The sequence below is a fragment of the Phenylobacterium sp. genome (assembly GCF_036495085.1).
Lineage (GTDB): Bacteria > Pseudomonadota > Alphaproteobacteria > Caulobacterales > Caulobacteraceae > Phenylobacterium.
In genome coordinates this window covers 1-18,102 of record NZ_DASXNL010000087.1, presented here as the reverse complement: position 1 = coordinate 18,102, position 18,102 = coordinate 1, and the positions used below count along the sequence as shown (strand labels likewise).

General features: G+C 65.5%; 18 protein-coding genes. 11 read left to right on the top strand and 7 right to left on the bottom strand.

The features are described 5' to 3' along the window. Nucleotides 1-122 precede the first annotated feature (122 nt). Entirely contained in the window at nt 123-722 is a 600-nt protein-coding gene (locus tag VGI62_RS10140) for a hypothetical protein (protein WP_331504363.1), read from the bottom strand. A 596-nt stretch (nt 723-1,318) separates the two neighbouring features. On the opposite strand from VGI62_RS10140, the gene VGI62_RS10135 reads away from it, so the two are divergent. Together VGI62_RS10135 and VGI62_RS10130 are read left to right on the top strand one after the other, a co-directional pair. After that, the gene (locus VGI62_RS10135; protein WP_331504362.1) at nt 1,319-2,158 is read left to right on the top strand and encodes an SDR family NAD(P)-dependent oxidoreductase; all 840 of its coding nucleotides are present in this window, start codon (nt 1,319-1,321) and stop codon (nt 2,156-2,158) included. A gap of 95 nt (nt 2,159-2,253) precedes the next feature. Then, complete coding sequence (locus VGI62_RS10130; RefSeq protein ID WP_331504361.1) at nt 2,254-3,111, top strand: CPBP family intramembrane glutamic endopeptidase; 858 nt, start codon at nt 2,254-2,256, stop codon at nt 3,109-3,111. Nucleotides 3,112-3,562: 451 nt separating this feature from the next. Here VGI62_RS10130 and VGI62_RS10125 read toward each other — a convergent pair whose 3' ends face one another. Then, nucleotides 3,563-5,350, bottom strand: a complete 1,788-nt coding sequence (locus VGI62_RS10125; RefSeq protein WP_414695669.1) for a patatin-like phospholipase family protein — start codon at nt 5,348-5,350, stop codon at nt 3,563-3,565. Nucleotides 5,351-5,453: 103 nt separating this feature from the next. On the opposite strand from VGI62_RS10125, the gene VGI62_RS10120 reads away from it, so the two are divergent. The 4 genes from VGI62_RS10120 to VGI62_RS10105 all read left to right on the top strand — a co-directional run bounded on the left by VGI62_RS10120 (nt 5,454) and on the right by VGI62_RS10105 (nt 8,142). Next, nucleotides 5,454-6,302: an enoyl-CoA hydratase-related protein gene (locus tag VGI62_RS10120; protein ID WP_331504360.1), complete on the top strand. Its 849-nt coding sequence runs from the start codon at nt 5,454-5,456 to the stop codon at nt 6,300-6,302. 47 nt (nt 6,303-6,349) lie between these two features. Further along, on the top strand, nt 6,350-6,757 hold the full coding sequence (locus VGI62_RS10115) for a DUF1489 domain-containing protein (protein ID WP_331504359.1): 408 nt from the start codon (nt 6,350-6,352) through the stop codon (nt 6,755-6,757). A gap of 121 nt (nt 6,758-6,878) precedes the next feature. Next, the gene (locus tag VGI62_RS10110; RefSeq protein WP_331504358.1) at nt 6,879-7,712 is read left to right on the top strand and encodes a division plane positioning ATPase MipZ; all 834 of its coding nucleotides are present in this window, start codon (nt 6,879-6,881) and stop codon (nt 7,710-7,712) included. Nucleotides 7,713-7,719: 7 nt separating this feature from the next. Continuing rightward, a complete protein-coding gene (locus VGI62_RS10105; protein WP_331504357.1) occupies nt 7,720-8,142 on the top strand; it encodes a J domain-containing protein in 423 nt (140 codons plus the stop codon). Between the two features lie 19 nt (nt 8,143-8,161). On the opposite strand, the gene VGI62_RS10100 is transcribed toward VGI62_RS10105, so the two are convergent. After that, the gene (locus VGI62_RS10100; protein WP_331504356.1) at nt 8,162-9,448 is read right to left on the bottom strand and encodes a D-alanyl-D-alanine carboxypeptidase; all 1,287 of its coding nucleotides are present in this window, start codon (nt 9,446-9,448) and stop codon (nt 8,162-8,164) included. Between the two features lie 275 nt (nt 9,449-9,723). Between VGI62_RS10100 and VGI62_RS10095 the strand changes: the two genes are divergently transcribed. The 4 genes from VGI62_RS10095 (at nt 9,724) to VGI62_RS10080 (ending at nt 12,714) form a co-directional block, all read left to right on the top strand. After that, complete coding sequence (locus VGI62_RS10095) at nt 9,724-10,161, top strand: TIGR01841 family phasin (RefSeq protein WP_331504355.1); 438 nt, start codon at nt 9,724-9,726, stop codon at nt 10,159-10,161. 161 nt (nt 10,162-10,322) lie between these two features. Beyond that, a complete protein-coding gene (locus VGI62_RS10090; RefSeq protein ID WP_331504354.1) occupies nt 10,323-10,784 on the top strand; it encodes a RidA family protein in 462 nt (153 codons plus the stop codon). Then, nucleotides 10,781-11,533 carry a glycerophosphodiester phosphodiesterase family protein gene (locus tag VGI62_RS10085; protein WP_331504353.1) on the top strand — a complete coding sequence of 251 codons (753 nt, stop codon included), beginning with the start codon at nt 10,781-10,783 and terminating at the stop codon, nt 11,531-11,533. Before VGI62_RS10090 ends, VGI62_RS10085 begins: the two co-directional genes overlap by 4 nt. A 14-nt stretch (nt 11,534-11,547) precedes the next feature. Next, on the top strand, nt 11,548-12,714 hold the full coding sequence (locus VGI62_RS10080) for a GNAT family N-acetyltransferase (RefSeq protein WP_331504352.1): 1,167 nt from the start codon (nt 11,548-11,550) through the stop codon (nt 12,712-12,714). Nucleotides 12,715-12,729: 15 nt separating this feature from the next. Here the strand turns inward: VGI62_RS10080 and VGI62_RS10075 are convergent, their stop codons facing one another. Then, nucleotides 12,730-13,329, bottom strand: coding sequence for a DUF4287 domain-containing protein (locus VGI62_RS10075; protein WP_331504351.1), 600 nt, complete (start codon nt 13,327-13,329; stop codon nt 12,730-12,732). 55 nt (nt 13,330-13,384) lie between these two features. Here VGI62_RS10075 and VGI62_RS10070 point away from each other — a divergent pair, with 55 nt between their 5' ends. After that, the gene (locus VGI62_RS10070; protein WP_331504350.1) at nt 13,385-13,822 is read left to right on the top strand and encodes an HIT family protein; all 438 of its coding nucleotides are present in this window, start codon (nt 13,385-13,387) and stop codon (nt 13,820-13,822) included. 172 nt (nt 13,823-13,994) lie between these two features. Here VGI62_RS10070 and clpA read toward each other — a convergent pair whose 3' ends face one another. The 3 genes from clpA to VGI62_RS10055 form a co-directional block, all read right to left on the bottom strand. Then, nucleotides 13,995-16,319: an ATP-dependent Clp protease ATP-binding subunit ClpA gene (gene clpA, locus VGI62_RS10065; protein ID WP_331504349.1), complete on the bottom strand. Its 2,325-nt coding sequence runs from the start codon at nt 16,317-16,319 to the stop codon at nt 13,995-13,997. 6 nt (nt 16,320-16,325) lie between these two features. Continuing rightward, a complete protein-coding gene (gene clpS, locus VGI62_RS10060; protein WP_331504348.1) occupies nt 16,326-16,655 on the bottom strand; it encodes an ATP-dependent Clp protease adapter ClpS in 330 nt (109 codons plus the stop codon). Between the two features lie 148 nt (nt 16,656-16,803). Next, a complete protein-coding gene (locus tag VGI62_RS10055) occupies nt 16,804-18,078 on the bottom strand; it encodes a DNA polymerase IV (protein WP_331504347.1) in 1,275 nt (424 codons plus the stop codon). Nucleotides 18,079-18,102 lie beyond the last annotated feature (24 nt).

Below are 18,102 nucleotides of genomic sequence, written 5' to 3'. Positions count from 1 at the left end.
TAAGACACCATACGCCCGGTCTCAAGGTTGCCGGGGGCGGGAGCAAACGTTCGCCTCGCGCCGAGACGATGGACGGCGACGCCCAGAGAGCAGTCATGTCGGAGGTCGTTGAGCGCGTTTGGCTAGGCCCCACCATCGTGGCCGAGGTCTAACAGCGCGAATTCCCTCGATCCGGATGCGCCAGTGAGCGGGCCCCCCCGGTAGCGAGGCGGGCAACCAGGGGGGACCCCTTCTTCCCACTGGTCGTCCGTCAGTTGTTCGAGCCCACCGCCGTCCGCACACATCAGGAAGATTTCCCCATAGGGCTGCGGCGACCCCGTGTACTGAGCCTCGTCTTTGAAGCCCTTGGCCGAGTCTGTGAACAACAGGTGGGATCCATCCGGCGACCAAGCCAGGTGTGCGTTGTTGCCGGTCCCATGGGTGAGCTGTTTGGCCGTCGTACCGCCAGGCCGGATGGTGAGCACTTGGAAGTCTTGGCCGGTGCGGCGCACGAAGGCGATGCGGTCGCCCGTCGGAGACCACACTGGAAAGTTGTCCCAATTGTCGGTCAGCTTCCTGATTGAGTGGTCCGTCAGGTTCAGGATCCGCAGGCCCTGTCCCTCGGGTCCCTGTGTGCGGAACACGATCTGGCCACCGTCCGGGGCAAAGGAGGGGAAGGCATTGCTGTTCGCACCGGACGTCAGCCACCGGAAGCCGCTGCCGTCGTTATTCAACACAGCCACCTGGCTGCCCCCGTTCACCGGATCGCTCGGCTTTTGATCGCCGACAGAAAAATCAAGGAAGGACGAGAACTGACCGAACCCGACCGCGATCTGTCTTCCATCTGCCGACCATTGGGGGGTCAGGATCAGGCCCGGACGTTGCGCAGGATCTGTATCCGGCGAACCGCATGATGTCGGCGGCCGAGACGCCACCGCGGACGTTGAAGGAATATGATCCAGAGCGGGGCCGCGCCTTCGTTCAGGGTTCTGTGGCGCTCAATTGCCCGCACAAACGGATGCTTGCCGAGGCCCCGCACGCCGATGCTGTTCACCCGCCACATGCGCTTCGTCGATCCGGACCTGGAAGTCGGAGATGGCGCCGAAAAGCGCTCCGGACAACCAGCCGTTCGAGTTGGTCCAGGCCCCCGACGCCGCCCACAGCATGCACCAGGCCGATCCGCAGCGCTTCGCGGATATTCTCACGGGTTGGTCGCACACCCTGCCGGCATCGGCGTCTAGCGGCGCGGGGCCGGTGAGGCTCCTGACCCTACGTTACCCTTGCCCCTGGCCTCGCCTGCGCCTTGAGTAAGTCCACTCGAGCCCAGGCGGAGACCCACATGTATGATCTCACCGGAAAGGTCGCTGTCATTACCGGCGCTGCCAGCGGGATGGGCCACGCCGCGGCTGTCCTCTTCGCCCAGAAGGGCGCCAACGTGGTCTTGGCCGATCTCAACGTCATAGGCGGTGAAGCTGCCGCCGCAGAGGCTTCGCAAGCAGGTCCTGCCTGTGTCTTCCAGCGCGCCGATGTCGCCAAAGAGGCCGACGTCGAGGCGCTCATCGCGCGCGCCGTCGGCGAGTTCGGAAAGCTCGACATCCTGTTCAACAACGCCGGCATAGGCGGCGCGGTCGGACCGTTGGAAGACATCGCCGTCGACGACTGGGACCGCACCCAGGCCGTGTGCCTGCGCGGCGTCTTCCTGGGGATCAAGCACGCCATCGCACCGATGCGCGCGAACGGGGGCGGCTCCATCGTTTCCACCGCCTCGACAGCCGGCATCGACGGTTACTCCGGCCTTCACGCCTACTGCGCCGCGAAGGCTGGTGTCGTGAACCTGACGCGCTCGGCATCTCTGCAACTCGCCTGCGATTTCATCCGGGTCAACGCCGTCGCACCCGGCGGCGTCTCTACACCCATCGTCTGGAACGGCGCCGCCAACCGAGAGGCGGTCGAGGGCTTCCTCCTCAACGCTCAGCCCTTGCCTCGGGTGGGTCGGCCGCTCGACATCGCCAACGCCGCCCTTTTCCTGGCCAGCGACGCCGCTCAGTTCATCACCGGCCACACCCTCGTCGTCGATGGCGGCGCCACAGCCGGCGCCCTGAACACCGCCCCCAAGCGCGGCCAAGCAACCGCGAGAGGACAGCGCACGTTCGCAGGCCCCAGTTTCGAGGTCGGTTGAGGCCAAAGACGGTCGACGCTCCAACAGAGAGGGCAGGCAGCACGCCCGCGGAGGCAGGATATCGGTCAGCCAGGCTTGGAGAGGAGCCAAGATCCATGTCGGAGCGTGCGGACGCGGTCCTTCGAGTTGTGTGGACCGGTTGCTTCGCGGTCATACTGACGGCTGCGATCTCACTCGTCTGGGGAGTACTGCTCACCCTCAATTTGAGAACCGGCGGCGCGTTTCCGTGGGCGGTCGCGCCGATGGCGCTCGTACTGTGGATGGTGTGGACCTTTCTCGGCGGCCGGTGGGGCCTGCCGAGATCCCAGGCGGCGCGGCGCAGATTGTTGCGCTCCCGGCGGCTGCCGAGGCCAGTGCTCTTCTGGGCCCTCGCTGCTGGCTTGCTCTGGATGGGCTCGCTCGCTGGCCTATGGATCGTCCTCCATCGGCTCATGCCCGTGCAAACCAACCCGCTTCCCGCACTCTCGGAGTATCCCGCCGTCACCGGGGTCGTCGCCCTCGCCATGGCCTCTATTTCCGGCGCCGTTTCCGAAGAGGCCGCCTATCGCGGCTACTTCCTGAGTGCGCTGGAACGGGCTGGCCTTGGACGCTCAGCGGTTCTGCTGGCGGCGCTGGTGATGGCTCCGCAGCACGCTCTCAGCCAAGGCTTTGTCTGGCCCAACATGCTTTTCTATTTCCTTTTCGACGGCATGCAGGGGGCTATCACCTTCGTCACCAGGTCCATCCGGCCAGGCATTGCGACCCACACCATCGGCCTCTTCGTCTTCTTCTATTTCATCTGGCCCCGCGACGCCGGGCGCACCCTGATCTCGGCCAGCGGGCCGGACCTATGGTTCTGGGTCCGCCTCGGCCAGACGGCGGTCTGCGGGGCCCTGAGCCTGGCGGCCTTCACCTATCTCACCAGGCTGGCGCGCGAAGCCCGGGCGAAGAACGACCTCGGGGAGATCTGCTAGGGTCCAAGAGCGTAGTTCAGCCGCCCTTGTGGGTCCGCGGTACGAGCTCGGAAAAGGCGCTCCGAGAGCTGAAATCACCGAGAGTGAGCCCCAGCGCGAGTTCAAGCGCCTAACTGGCCCGCGGCGAATGGCGGGCCAAAAGCCACTGATTTTATCTGCTGCCCCATCCGATCCGACATCTCACCTGGCCCCAATGCAAGAAGCCCCGACCTTTCGGTCGGGGCTTCCGCTTTGTTGGGCTGCTGGCCCGGTGTCACCCTCGACACCCAGCTGGCACCCAGCATTTGTCCGCGAGAGCGCTGGGGTCAGCCGAGACCTTGATTCTTCACGGAGATTTCCAGCACTCGGGCGATTGACAAATGAGACACTGGATCACCTCCTTTCGGTTGCTGAGCAAGGTCCTCAATATGGGTCCGTTCGCAGCGCCACGCAAATGGCTGCCATCGGTTTATCAACCGGCCGCAGCGAGCTGTGACTTTTGGGTCTGCAACTCCGCGAGGCTGGGCCTGCGGCGCAGGTCCTGGACGGGGCGGTCGAGCTTGTCCAACGCTGCGATCATCGCGCGGTAGCCTTCAGCGACGGCAGGCTCATAGGCGCTGAAGTCGCGGATTTCCACCTTCGACACGTCCGGCATCACCAGGACGTCGGTAGCTTCGCGCGCGGCAGTGACGTCGCGGGCGGTGGAAACGGTGGCTGCGCGCATCAGGAGTGAGACGATCGGCGGTCCCCTGCGCCACCGCCCTGACCATAGCCACCGCCATACCGACGCCGGCCGGGCCACGTCGTCGGCGGTAATGCTGCGGCCGGTGGTGACATCGATGCCGACGATCGGGCCAAGCTGGCTTGCGCGCATCACGTCGGCGGGAAAATTCTTCATCACCGCCCCGTCCACGAGCACATTGTTGTGGTCCGTCGCCGGCGGCAGAATGCCTGGCAGCGATATTGAGGCCCGAAGAGCCTTCCTCAGCAGTCCGCGTCGATGCATCTGGTAGGCGCCGGTAGTCAGATTTGACGACAGGCAGAAGAAGGGCAGCCACAGGTCGGCGATCTGGGTCTCGCCAAAGTGGTGCTCCAGCCGATCGTTTACCTTCATGCCGTGGGTCATCGCCAGCAACGGTATCGCTATGTCGTCGAGTGGACTGGTGTTGACGAAGGCCTCGCAGATGCGGCGCTCCATCTCGGCGTCACCCCAGCCCATGGCGACGCCGGCGGCGATGATCGCGCCCATGGAAACGCCGCCCACGAAGTCGATCGGCACCCCGCGCTCGCGCAAAGCCCGCACCGCACCGATGTGGGCATAGGCCCTAGCGCCGCCACCGGACAGCACCAGCCCGACCGACTGGCCGGTCAGGACGCGGGCGATCCGTTCGATGTCCATGTCGTGGTCGCGCCGCAGATGGAAGAGGCGCGCAGGCTGGGCGGCGTCGAGCCACGCCTCCGACCCAGAGGGCCGGCTGGTTTCCGCCGGGTGCAGCAAAATCAGGTCGACAAGCCGCTGGGCCTGTAGCGGGGAGGAAAGGGCGCCCGCCGCGCCGGCCTTGGGTGGCGTGCGGTCACCCCGGCCGACGTGGAACAATCGGTCGACCTGTCGCGCCACAGCTTGGCGCCAGCCGCCGTCGGCCGCTTCGGCGACGTAGAGTACGAAGTCGTGGTTGCGCTCCACGTCCGAGAACCACTCGGTGGGGGCGCTGTGGGCTTCGGCGCCGATCGTGGTGGCCGAGTAGCCGGCCTTGCGAATCTCACGCGCCAGTCGATCCGCCAGCGGGCGAAGTTGTCCCGGTTGGCCGAGCGCGACAAAGCCGAACACCGAGGGTTCGCCCATACTGCGGTGCGTCACCGCCTGGCGGCTGCGCAACATCATCAACTTGGCGAGTTCAATCATCACCGCGGTGTCGGCTTCGCAGGCCTCCAGGAAGACATCGCGCGGTACAGCTATGATCTCAGTGTCTCGCAGGGCGACCACGTCGGCCGAATGCGGCGCGTCTGCGATCAGCGACATCTCGCCCGCCGGCTCACCAGGGCGGATCACGCCCAGGAACTGGAGTTCGGCGTTCGGCTCGCGACGGAACGCGCCCAGTCGGCCTGCGCGGACGTAGAAGAGCTGGTCGGACCGGTCGCCGGCGGAAAACAGCGTCTCGCCGCCCGGCAGTGAGAACCACACCGATTCAGCCTGCACGCGGTCCTGCCCGAACAGTCGCGCCAGCGCGGAGTCCTCGGGGATGTCAGGCAAGATGTGCACGCCCCGGAGCCTAGCTTGGCCGAAGAGTCGGAGCTATGGGTTCGCTGTGTGGCCCTGTCGGGTTGAGTAAGGCGTTTGGCTAGGGCGAAAGAGGAGCTCCTCCATGTCGAATCCCATCGCCGATCCCTTGGTCGAGGTCCCGGACACCAGTCCCACCACCGAGTTCGTGCGTATCGAAGCAACGCAGGACGGCGCCGTGACGGTGGTGATGAACCGTCCACAGCGGAAAAATGCGTTCAACGCCGACCTGATCTCCGCCCTCTCGGAGGCCTTCGAGACGCTACGCGGGGCCGAGGGCGTAAGAGTGATCTTCCTGCGCGGCGAGGGTGGGACCTTCAGCGCCGGGGCTGACCTCGACTGGATGCGCTCCGCCGTCGAGCGGACCGAGAGCGACAACCGCGAAGACGCCTACGCCATGGCCCACATGCTCAAGCAGCTCTGGGATCTGCCTGCCCTGACGGTGGCCCTGGTCGAGGGGGGTGCGTTCGGCGGCGGGGCCGGGGTCGCAGCCGCCTGCGACATGGCCGTCGCCACGGCGGAGGCGCGGTTCAGCTTCTCGGAGGTCAAGCTTGGCCTGATCCCGGCGACGATCAGCCCCTATGTGGTGGCCGCAATCGGCCCTCGGGCGGCCCGCGGCCTGTTCGCCACCGGCCAGGTGTTCGACGCGGACGAGGCCCTGCGCATCGGGCTGATCAACGAGGTGGTCGCCGACGCGACTGGGCTTGCGGCCGCCCAGACGCGGATCGCCGCCGACATCCTGGATTGCGCGCCCGGCGCGGTGGCCGATGCAAAACGCCTGGTCTCCGACGTCTTCGCCCAGAAGATCGACCACGGCCTGCTGGAGGAGACCGCCAAGCGCATCGCCCAGGCGCGTGTCGGCGGGGAGGGACAGGAGGGCGTCCGCGCGTTCCTGGAGCGCCGCAGGCCCGTCTGGGCGCCGGGCGCGGATTGATCCTTCGCCGCACTGGCCAAACGGCCGGGCGGGCCGTAATCCAGGGCATGGCGCTCCACATGATCAAGCTTTGCGTCGGCGCGGCGAGCGTCGAGGAACTGCTCGAATGGCAGCGCACGCGCGAGCCCGATGGCCCCTGGATCATGCGCACCCGCCAGACACCCAAGCGCACAGCCGAGCTCATCGACGGCGGTTCGCTCTACCGGGTCTTCAAGGGCGTAATCCTCTGCCGCCAGGCGATCCTGGCTGTGGCGACCGTGGGCGAGGGGGGCAGTGCGCGCTGCGAGGTCACCCTGGATCCTGAACCGGTGCGCGTTGCGCCGACGCCGCGACGGGCATTCCAGGGGTGGCGTTACCTCGATCCCAAGGACGCGCCGTCGGACCTTCCGGACGAAGCCTTCGGCGATATCCCGACCGAACTCGCACGCCAATTGCGCGAAGTGGGCGCCTGGTAGCGCTTCCGTCCACAGGCGGTGACGATCCGCGCGTTGACGCTGGAGGGGTCAAAGCGCTCCCTTAACGCTACCTTAACGTCATCTGAGTCGCGAATACGCTGCTCTCTTGGGAGTCTCCGGTATGCCGCAGGCCAGTGTCATCGTCGTCGGTAACGAAAAAGGCGGAGCCGGCAAGTCCACCATTGCCATCCACGCAGCCACGGCTCTCCTCCACGCCGAGGCGAAGGTCGCCGTGCTCGACCTTGACGTGCGCCAGCAGACTACGGCGCATTTTTTCGCCCATCGCCGCGCCTGGCTCGAGGCCAACGGCCTAGCCGCCCCCATGCCCGTTGAAAACCGCTTGAGCGCCGAGGCCGCGGCGCTTTCCACGGCCACCGACGAGGAAGCCCTCGCGCGCTTTCACGACGCCTTCGCCGAGGCGAGTGAGGCGGCGGAGTTCGTGCTGATCGACACGCCAGGCAGCGACACGGCAATCAGCCGCGCAGCCCACGGCTTGGCCGACCTCATCGTTACGCCGATGAACGATAGCTTCGTCGATTTCGACATGCTGGGGGTGGTTGACCCGGTGACCCTCGAGCTCAAGCGCCACAGCCTCTATTCGGAGACTGTCTGGAACAGCCGCAAGGCGCGCGCGCTCAAGGACCGCAAGACGATCGACTGGGTCGTGCTGCGCAACAGGCTGGCGCCCACCGAGGCCCGCAACCGCAAGCGTCTCGAGGAGCGGGTAGAGACGCTGTCACGCAAGGTCGGGTTCCGTATCGGGCCGGGGCTGCGCGACCGGGTCATCTATCGTGAGCTGTTCCCGTTCGGCCTGACGGTGGCGGACCTGTCACCGGTTATCCGGCCAGTTGCGATGTCGCTGCAGCATGTGGCCGCGCGCCAGGAACTGCGCGCCTTGATGACGGCGCTTGGCCTGTCGGGCTTCTCGGACGGCGAGCAGATCGCCGCAGAGTAGACGAGCCGTGCTCTATCTCGCCCTCGGGGCCGCGCTGCTGTGGTTCCTGGTGGGCCTTGGTCGCGGGCAACGGATATTCAAACGCCGGGAATGGCGCCTGATGAGCGCGGCCTTCGCTGTGGCCGCCTTCGCCGCGGCCGCCTACGTCGGACTGCGCGGCGGCTGGGAGATCTCCATCGTCCTGGTCGTGCTGGGTCTATGGCTGGTGACGACCTCCCGACTGAACCGACCCACGGTCCGGCCTAGGGCCGGCGGCCGCATGAGCCTTGAGGATGCGCGTTCCGTACTCGGCGTCGGAGCGGACGCCACATCGGAGGAGATCCAGGAAGCCTATACGCGGCTGATGCGTCTCGCCCATCCCGACAAGGGCGGCACGAGCGGTCTGGCCGCGCAACTCAACGCCGCACGCGATCGTCTACTCAAGGAATAGGTGGCGGCCGGCTTGCAGGTCAGGCCGGCTGTATCACGATGCAGGCCAGCCGCTTGGCCTTGAGCGCCCGGCAGGCGTCCCTGGCGTCGCTTTCGCTGAAGCCGGTGAACACCGCCTTATAGCGGCGGCCCTGCTTGTCGGCTGCGCCGGTTGCGCCGTCGAAGTGTTCGCCAAAGCGCTTCTCGACGAGGGCGATCTGATGGCGGGCGTCCGTCGGTGAATGGAACTCGCCCACCTGGACGGCCCATTTGGCTTTCGTGGCCTTGGGCGCCTTGCCGCGGGCCGGCGCCGGCGGTGCGACCTCGATCTTGCCGGCTCGCCCGGGCGGCGCCGAGGCGAGCTGAATCCGCAAGCCATCCTGGTCGCCGTCGCCTTGCTCCACCGGAGGTCGGATCACCGGCCCGCTGAGCTCCGGCTCGAAAAGATTTTGCGCGACTGTGATCTTCTCGCCCATGGCGCGGCGCTGCATGACGCTGAAGCCGGTAAGCAAAAGATCCTCGGCGTTCTGGTCGCGGGCCACGCGGGTCGGACCGCCCAGCACCACGACGATCAGGCGGCGATTGTCACGTACGCCGGAGATCGCGATGTTGAAGCCCGAGGCGTTGGTGAATCCGGTCTTCAGACCGTCCACGCCCGGACCCAGCAGGTGATTGTGGCTGGTGATCTGGCGGCCGCGGAACCCGAACCCTTCGAGGCTGAAGTAATGATAGTACTGCGGGTAGTCGCGCATCACTGCGCGCGACATGATCGCGATGTCCCGCGCCGTCGAGATGTTGCGGCTGTCGGGCAGGCCGTTGGCGTTGGCGAAGTGGGTGTTCTGCATGCCCAGTTCCTGGGCGCGCAGGGTCATCAGGGCGGCAAACCGGCTCTCGGTTCCGCCAAGCTTTTCAGCCATGGCGACCGCGGCATCGTTTGCCGACAAGGTGGTCATGGCCTCAATCGCCTCGGTCACCGTAATCGAGTCCCCCGATCGCACACCCAGCTTCGACGGGGCCTGGGCCGCGGCATGCGGCGAGAACAGCACCTGGTCGTCCGGGTGCAGCTTTCCCGCGGCCAGCGCTTCGAAGGTCAGATAGAGCGTCATGACCTTTGTGATCGACGCCGGGTAGCGCGGGCTGTCCTCGTGCTTGGCGTAAAGCATCTCGCCCGACTTCGCGTCGACCACGACCGCAGCGTACTTCGTCTGCGAGGCCAGGAGGTTCTGGAATGAGGGAAGCTGCGCGCTCGCCGGAGTGGCGACGGAGCCGAACGCAGTGGTGGCGGCCAGACCTAACGCTAGGAACAGGCGGCGGGCGTGCTTGATCATGCTTCGTCCGTCGAATCAGTGGCTTGAGACAGCTGCCCGCTGTCCCGTGAATCTACCTACCATGACAGCCTGACCCTTGCTTGAGAGTAAACAGGAGTTGAAGAGCGAATTGTCGCGGTGGCCGAGGGCTTCAAATTACCGTCATGCTGCACTGCACAAAAATCAATTGACTGCTGCACTGCAACATGGGAGAAGGCCCTGCGTTTACCTAACCTGCCCTCCTAACCATCCCCTGCCGCGGCGCTGCTCGCCGCCTCATCCAGGAGTTCAATGCCATGGCCCCCGCCGCTGAAGCCGTGAAGTCCACCGTCGATCAATTCACCGCCGCCTCGAATGTCGCCTTCAAGGACGGTGTCGAGAAGACCCTCGCCGCCCTGAACGAAGCCAATGGCGTCTCGAAGAAGAACCTTGAAGCCGTTGTCGCCTCGGTGACCGCCGCCACCAAAGGCGCCGAGGCGCTGGGCGCCCAGGCCATGGCCTTCTCGAAGACCTCCTTTGAGAACCAGGTCGCTGCGGCGAAGTCGCTGGCCAGCGCCAAGAGCGTCCAGGAAGTCGTCGAACTCCAGACGGCTTTCGCAAAGAGCGCGCTCGAAGGCTACATGGCCGAGGTCGGCCGCATGTCCGAGACCGTCTCCGCCTCGGTGAAGGACAGCGTGAAGCCCCTGAACGAGCGCATGACCGCAATGGTCGAGCGGATGCAGGCCGCCCGCTAAGCAATTACCCGCGTACGGCCCCGCCTCGCGGAGCCGATGGGCATTCGAAGGCCCGGAGCAGCGATGCTCCGGGCCTTTTGTCGTTGAGGCCATCGCGGTGTTCGCCAGCATAGGGCTCGCCTGAGTAGATTCCGCCGGAGCGGGAGGTTAGACGTTCCTGCATGTCCAAGATCGAAGATCGCCTCACCGCCGCTGGCATCGTCCTGCCGAAGCCCAACCCGCCCGTCGCCAACTACGTCCCGTTCGTCAGGCAGGGCGGGCTGGTTCATATTTCCGGCCAGGTCTCCATGGACGCCTCGGGCGGGATCCGCGGCGTGGTCGGCGACGACGTGGATCCCGAGACTGCGCGGAAGGCCGCGAGGCTCTGCGGAATCAACCTGATCGCTCAAATGAAAGCCGCCTGCGAAGGTGACCTCGACCGAGTGGTTCGCGTTGTGAAACTGAGTGGGTTCGTGCAGGCCGGCGCCGGCTTCTTCGAGATCCCGCAGGTGGTGAACGGCGCTTCGGACCTCATGGTCGAGGCGTTCGGCGATGTCGGCCGCCATGCCCGTTCCGCGGTCGGGGTCTATCGCCTGCCGCTCAACTTCGCGGTGGAGGTCGACGCGGTGGTGGCGATATCGTGAAAGCCGGGGCCAGGTTCGGGGAGGCGTGGGAACGGCTCTTCCACCCGGCGATTGCGCACCGGGGGCTGTGGACCCCCGACGGTCCGCCGGAGAACTCGCTGGGCGCCTTCCAGGCCGCCTGTGCGGCGGGCTACGGCATCGAGCTCGATGTTCAACTCTCGGCCGACGGCGAGGCGATGGTCTTCCATGACGAGGACCTTGAGCGGATGACCGGCGTGGCCGGACGCCTCTCCGATCGCACGACCGCAGAACTGGCCGAGCTTCGGCTCAAGGGATCTGATGAAAGGATCCCGACGCTTGCGGAAACCTTGGCGCTGGTCGGCCGCCGGGCGATGGTCCATGTGGAGCTGAAGACGCCCTACGGACATGTTGGTCCGCTGGAACTGCGTACGCACGAGGTGCTGATCGACCACGTCGGTCCAGTTTGCGTGATCGGCTTCAACCCCTACTCCCACGCCTGGTTCGCAGAGCGGTTCCCTGGCGTGCTGCGCGGCCTCGACAGCTACTCCTACAAGAGTGCGCCGCAGATGTCGGAGGCGCAGCGGGAGAGCTTCGCCAGACTTGAGCACGTGGCGATCGCCAAGCCGAACTTCCTGGCGCTCGGTCTCGATATGCTGCCGAGTGAGCGAGGGGCGGAGCTTCGCGCCCAGGGCCTGCCCATCGTCGCCTGGACCGTGCGCGAGCCCCAGCAATGGGCGGCTATCCGCGACTGCTGCGACAACCTGATCTTCGAGGGCTTCATTCCTTGAAGGAACGCGCAGCCTTGATCCTGAAGCCGGCGGTCAGGGTCAGCCGCCGGATCTCCGAGATTGGCCGCGAAGCCTGGGACGCCTGCGCCAGCAATCCGGCCTACGCCGGCAATCCCTTCATCCGCTATGACTTCCTGGACGCCCTCGAGCAGTCGAACAGCGCCGTGGAACGGACCGGCTGGGGACCACAGCACCTGGCGGTCGAGGACGAGCAGGGCCAGGTGGCCGCGGTCATGCCGCTCTACCGAAAGTCCCACAGCCAGGGCGAATACATCTTCGATCATGCCTGGGCCGACGCCTACGAGCGGGCAGGGGGCCATTATTATCCCAAGCTGTTGTCAGCGGCGCCGTTCACGCCGGCCACCGGTGCGCGGTTATTGGCCCGGCCGGACGTGGACGCCGGCGAGGCCCGGCGCTTTCTGCTGGGTGGCGCGCTGACGCTCTGCGAGCGATATGGCTCCTCGTCCTTCCATGTGAATTTTCCGAGCGAGGATGAGTGGCGCTGGATGGGCGCCCAGGGCCTCGCCCTGCGCGAGGGCCAGCAGTACCACTGGGAGAACCGCGGTTACGCGACCTTTGAGGACTTCCTTGCCGCACTGTCCTCGGGCCGGCGCAAGACCATCCGGCGCGAACGCCGTGACGCCGTCGAGGGCCTGGAAATCGCCTGCGTGACCGGCGATGAGCTTACCGAAGCCCACTGGGACGCCTTCTTCCGCTTCTACATGGACACCGGCTCGCGCAAGTGGGGGCGACCCTACCTGTCGCGGCCGTTCTTCTCGCTGCTGAGCGAGCGAATGGCCAGCCGGGTGCTGCTGATCATGGCGCGGCGGGGAGGTCGCTGGATCGCAGGCGCGCTCAACCTGATCGGCGACGATTGCCTCTATGGGCGCAATTGGGGCTGCGTTGAGGACGTGCCGTTCCTGCACTTCGAGCTCTGCTACTATCAGGCCATTGAATGGGCGATCGGACGGCGCTTGTCGCGTGTCGAGGCTGGCGCGCAGGGACAACACAAGATCGCACGAGGCTATCTGCCAAAGCCCGTCTATTCCGCCCACTACATCGCCGACCCGGCGTTGCGCGGGCCCGTCGAGCGGTTCGTCGCCCAGGAACGCGAGGGCGTCGAGCATGAGATGGAGTGGCTTGCGGAGGAGTATTCCCCGTTCCGCCAGCAAGGCTCGTAGAAGCCTGCCTTGCCGCTAGGACCGATCCCGTGCGGCCTTCAAGAGCGCGGCCACCGAAGCGTCCACCTGGTGCGGGCTTTCCAACAACAGCTTGGATTTCAACCGCTCTGACCAGCCCTCGTTCTTCGGCTCCTGAAGCCTCGAGTCGGCATCCGGCGTGAGCGCCAACCCCAAGATCGCCTTTCCGCCCTTGACCGGCTTGATCGATGCAAACTGGAACTCATGCGAGAATGCGGTGAAGGCCTTTCGCTGGCCGACGATGGTGTCGGGGAGGGCGAGCGCCAGCTTTTCCACGGCTTGGAAAATCGCAGCCGCGTCCCGATCGGTCCACAGTCTCGCGCGCAGCTTGTCGGGGTCATCGTCCCAGGACCCGCGAGAGCGAAAGGCGGCCGACAGGATCTGGGCCGCGCGGTTGACGCCGAGCCCATAGTTTTCGTGCAGCCAGCCCACCTGCGCCTTGGGTTTGGTTTCCGGGCATGATCTGGCGATCTCCACCCACTCATCCATCGATCGTCCGGTGTCGCGCTCCAGGCTCGCCTTGACCGAGGCGAACCATTTCTGCTGCCGCGGTGTCAGTCCCGTGCGACCGTGGCTGTCGGATCCGCTGACGCCCATCGTTCCACCCTTCAGACCGATTTGCTACGAGGTTCCTTGAGATCAGGAGCGCGCCATGAGCTTGGACGGGACCTACGACGACGGCAACATCTTCGCCAAGATCCTACGGGGCGAAATGCCCTGTTCACGCGTCTTCGAGGATGAACACGTCTTCGCCTTCATGGACGTCTTCCCGCAGGCCAAGGGCCATACCCTGGTGATCCCCAAGCATTCGCACGCGCGAAATCTCCTGGAGGAGGAACCGCAGGTGCTCTCGGAGCTGATCCTTGGGGTGCAGCGGGTCGCGCGCGCCGTTCGCGCGGCCCTGAAACCCGACGGTCTGGTCATCACCCAGTTCAATGGGGCGGTGTCCGGCCAGACCGTCTTTCACCTGCACTTCCACATCATCCCCCGGTGGGAAGGCGTTGCGCTTGGCCGGCATGCCGGCGGGGCCATGGCCGATCCGGCCGAGTTGAAGGCCCTCGCCGAGCAGATCTCGGCGCAGATAAGCTAGGTCCCCCAGAAAGCGCCGTCGCCGCCTCGTCGATCAGGGCGGCGACCTCGTCCGAGGGATGTGACGAGGTTGCGTCATTTCCAGTGAACCGCGGCGATATCCTCAGGAACGCCCAAAAGAAAAGCCCCGGGCGCGAACCCGGGGCTTTCCGAAGTCAGTCGTTTCGCTGACCCTAATCGACGGGCGCCACCTCGGCCTCTTCAGCCGGGGTCTCGATAACTGGCGCGCCGGGCTCCCGGTCGTCGCCTTCGATCTCAAAGGCCAGCTTGCCATCCTTGAGCACCACCTTGACGTGGCCGCCCTTGACCAGCTTGCCGAACAGGATCTCGTCGGCCAGCGGCTTCTTGATGTTCTCCTGGATGACCCGCGCCAGCGGCCGGGCGCCGTAGAGCTCGTCGAAACCGTTCTTGGCCAGCCAGTCGGCGGCTTCGTCCGAGGTCTCGATGGTCACGTGACGGTCGGCGAGCTGGGCTTCCAGCTGGATCACGAACTTCTGCACCACCTGGCGGATGATTTCCGGCGTCAGCGCCTTGAACGCGACCACCGCGTCGAGGCGGTTGCGGAACTCCGGCGTGAACACCCGCTTGATCGCCTCTTCCGCCTCGTCGTCAGCCTTGCCACGCCCGAAGCCGATGGAGTTTCGCTGGGCGTCCGAGGCGCCGGCGTTGGTGGTCATGATCAGGACCACGTTTCGGAAGTCGATCTTCTTGCCGTTGGAGTCCGTGAGGGCCCCATGGTCCATGACCTGCAAGAGGATGTTGTAGACGTCCGGGTGGGCCTTCTCGATTTCGTCGAGCAGCACGACAGCGTGGGGATGCTGGTCGACGGCGTCGGTCAGCAAGCCTCCCTGGTCGAACCCGACATACCCCGGAGGCGCGCCGATCAGGCGGCTCACGGTGTGGCGCTCCATGTACTCGCTCATGTCGAAGCGCAGCAGTTCGATGCCCAGCGTCGAGGCGAGCTGGCGCGCCGTCTCGGTCTTTCCGGTGCCGGTGGGGCCGGAGAACAGATAGCAGCCGATCGGCTTGTTGGCGTCGCGCAGGCCGGCGCGGGCCATCTTCATGGCCGCAGACAGCTGATCAAGTGCGTCGTCCTGGCCGTAGACCGCCCGCTTAAGGTCGGTCTCCAGTTGCTTCAGCGCCTCCGTGTCGGACTTCGAGACGGACTTCGGCGGGATTCTGGCGATCTTGGCGACGACGGCCTCGACCTCCTTCAGCCCGATGGTCTTCTTCCGCTTGCTCTCCGGCAGCAGCATCTGGCTGGCGCCGGCCTCATCGATGATGTCGATGGCCTTGTCCGGCAGCTTCCGGTCATTGATGTACTTGGCCGAGAGCTCCACCGCCGCCTTGATGGCGTCGTTGGTGTAGCGCAGCTTGTGGAACTCCTCGTAGTAGCTCTTCAGCCCCTTGAGGATCTTGATCGTGTCGTCGACGGTCGGCTCGTTGATGTCGATCTTTTGGAACCGCCTGACCAGCGCCCGGTCCTTTTCGAAGTGCTGGCGGAATTCCTTGTAGGTTGTCGAGCCCATGCACCTGAGCGTGCCTGAGGCGAGCGCCGGCTTCAGCAGGTTCGAGGCGTCCATCGCCCCGCCCGACGTCGCACCAGCGCCAATGACGGTATGGATCTCATCGATGAAGAGGATCGCGTCGGCGTGGTTCTCAAGTTCCTTGACGACCTGCTTCACCCGTTCTTCGAAGTCGCCGCGGTAGCGCGTGCCGGCCAGAAGCGAGCCCATGTCGAGCGAGAAGATCGTCGAGCCGGCCAGCACCTCGGGGACCTGGTGGTTGACGATCTTGCGCGCCAGGCCCTCTGCGATGGCGGTCTTGCCGACGCCGGGGTCACCGACCAGGAGCGGGTTGTTCTTGGTCCTGCGGCACAGGATCTGGATGCAGCGCTCCACCTCGGCGGACCGGCCGATCAGCGGATCGACCTTACCTTGCTTGGCCTTCTCGTTGAGGTTCACGCAGTAGGCTTCGAGCGCCTCGCCGCCGGTCTTGACGGTCGGCTTGTCGTCGTCTTCGCCTGTGCCCTTGACCGGCTTGGACTCCGTGGCGCCGGCTTTCTTGGCGATGCCGTGGGCGATGTAATTCACCGCGTCATAGCGGGTCATGTCCTGCTCCTGCAGGAAGTAGGCGGCGTGGCTCTCGCGTTCCGAGAAGATCGCGACCAGCACATTGGCGCCGGTGACTTCCTCGCGGCCGGAGGACTGCACGTGGATCACCGCGCGCTGGATCACGCGCTGGAACCCGGCGGTGGGTTTGGCGTCTTCGCCGTCGTCGACCACCAGGGAACGCAGTTCCGTGTCGACATAGTTGGTGAGCGTCGTGCGAAGGGCGCCGAGGTCCACGTCGCAGGCGCGCATGACGCCCGCGGCGTCCTCGTCATCGACGAGCGAAAGCAGAAGATGCTCTAGGGTCGCGTATTCGTGCTTGCGCTGGTTGGCATAGGCAACTGCGCGATGAAGCGACTCTTCGAGGGGGCGCGAAAATGAAGGCAAAGGCCCTTAATCCTTTTCCATGGTGCACTGCAGCGGGTGCTGATGCCGCCGCGCCGTATCAACGACCTGGGCCACTTTTGTTTCCGCCACCTCGTAGGTGAACACCCCACAGACTCCCACGCCGTGTTGATGGACATGGAGCATTATACGAGTCGCGTCTTCGCGCGACTTATTGAAGAATTGCTCAAGCACATAAACGACGAATTCCATTGGGGTATAATCGTCGTTCAAGATCAGCACTCGATACATCGAGGGCTTTTGCGTCTTGGGCTTAGTCTGGGTGACGACCGCCGACCGAACGCCGGTGTCCTCATCGCCCATTTTACGTTCGGCCATCGAAACCATCTCCTGGCGGCGCTGCCGTATCGCCGCCACTCGATTAGATATGCAAACCAAACCCATTTGAAAGGGTTGAAATCGTCACGCCAACCCGGGAAACCCCCTATGGCGTGAAATTAAAGGCGCCTGTGGCAGTCAGAACGGGTCAGTCGCCCTTTCCGGCGGCTTTGGCGCGCAGGATGCGGCCCGAAGTCAGGGCTCCGGCGCCGAACCTCGCGCGGATCGCGTCAACGGTCTTTTCGCCAGCCAGCGCCCGGCGCTCCTCGCCTGCGAAGAAATCGTCCTCGACGCAGCCTGCATCAAGAAGCTCGGCCATGCCGATCCCGATAAGCCGATAAGACTTGCCTGTGGCTTCGCGCGAGAGCAACTCGCGCCCCACCGCAAACAGGGTCTTTGCCGTCTGGGTGGGAACCGCAATGGTGCGGCGCCGCGTAAGGATCCGGAAGTCGGTGGCGCGCAGCTTCAGCGTCACGACGCGGCCGGCCAATCCATCTGCCCGGGCGTGGCGGGCGACCTTCTCGCAGAGTTCAGCCAGCACGTCTTCGAGATCACCCAGGTCGCTCAGATCATTGTTGAAGGTCGTCTCGGCGCTGATCCCTTTGCGCACCTCAGCGGGGTCGACGGCCCGGTGGTCCTCGCCATGGGCGAGACGCGAGAGCCGGAGGCCGTGCGATCCGAATCGTCCCGCCAGGTCCTTGAGGTCGGCGCGGGCCAGGTCGCCCACCGTGCGAAAGCCCGCCGTCGCGAGGCTCGCCACCATCGCCGGGCCAACGCCGGGAAGGAGGCCTACCGGGCGCGGCGCCAGGAAGGCCTGGGCTTCGGCGCCGCCGATCACCGAGAATCCGCGCGGCTTGTCGAGGTCCGAGGCGATCTTGGCCAGGAACTTGTTGGTTGAGAGCCCAATGGACACGGTGAGTCCCGTCTCGGCTTCTATCCGCGCCTGCAGCCTGGCCAGGGTGACGGCGGGCGGCGCCCCGTGCAGGCGCTCCGTCCCGGACAGATCCATCCAGGCTTCGTCGAGCGAAAGGTTCTGGATCAGGGGGGTGAGTTCACCCGCCATGCCCAGGATGCGTTTGCTTTCGGTCCGGTACTTCGAGAAGTCCGGCTTGATGACCACAGCTTCAGGGCAGAGCTTGAGCGCCTTGAACATCGGCATCGCCGAGCGCACGCCCTTGATGCGGGCGATGTAGCAGCAGGTGGTGACCACGCCACGCTTGCCGCCGCCCACGATCACCGCCTGATCGCGCAATTGCGGCCGGTCGCGCTTTTCGACCGAGGCATAGAAGGCGTCGCAATCCATGTGGGCGATCGACAGCCGGCCTAGTTCGTCGTGGCTTACGATCCGCGGCGAGGCGCAGCGCGGGCAGCGGCGGACGGCCTGATCGCCCATCGCCAGGCAATCGCGGCAGAGCGCGGTCACTTGAATCTCCCCCCTCCGGGGGGA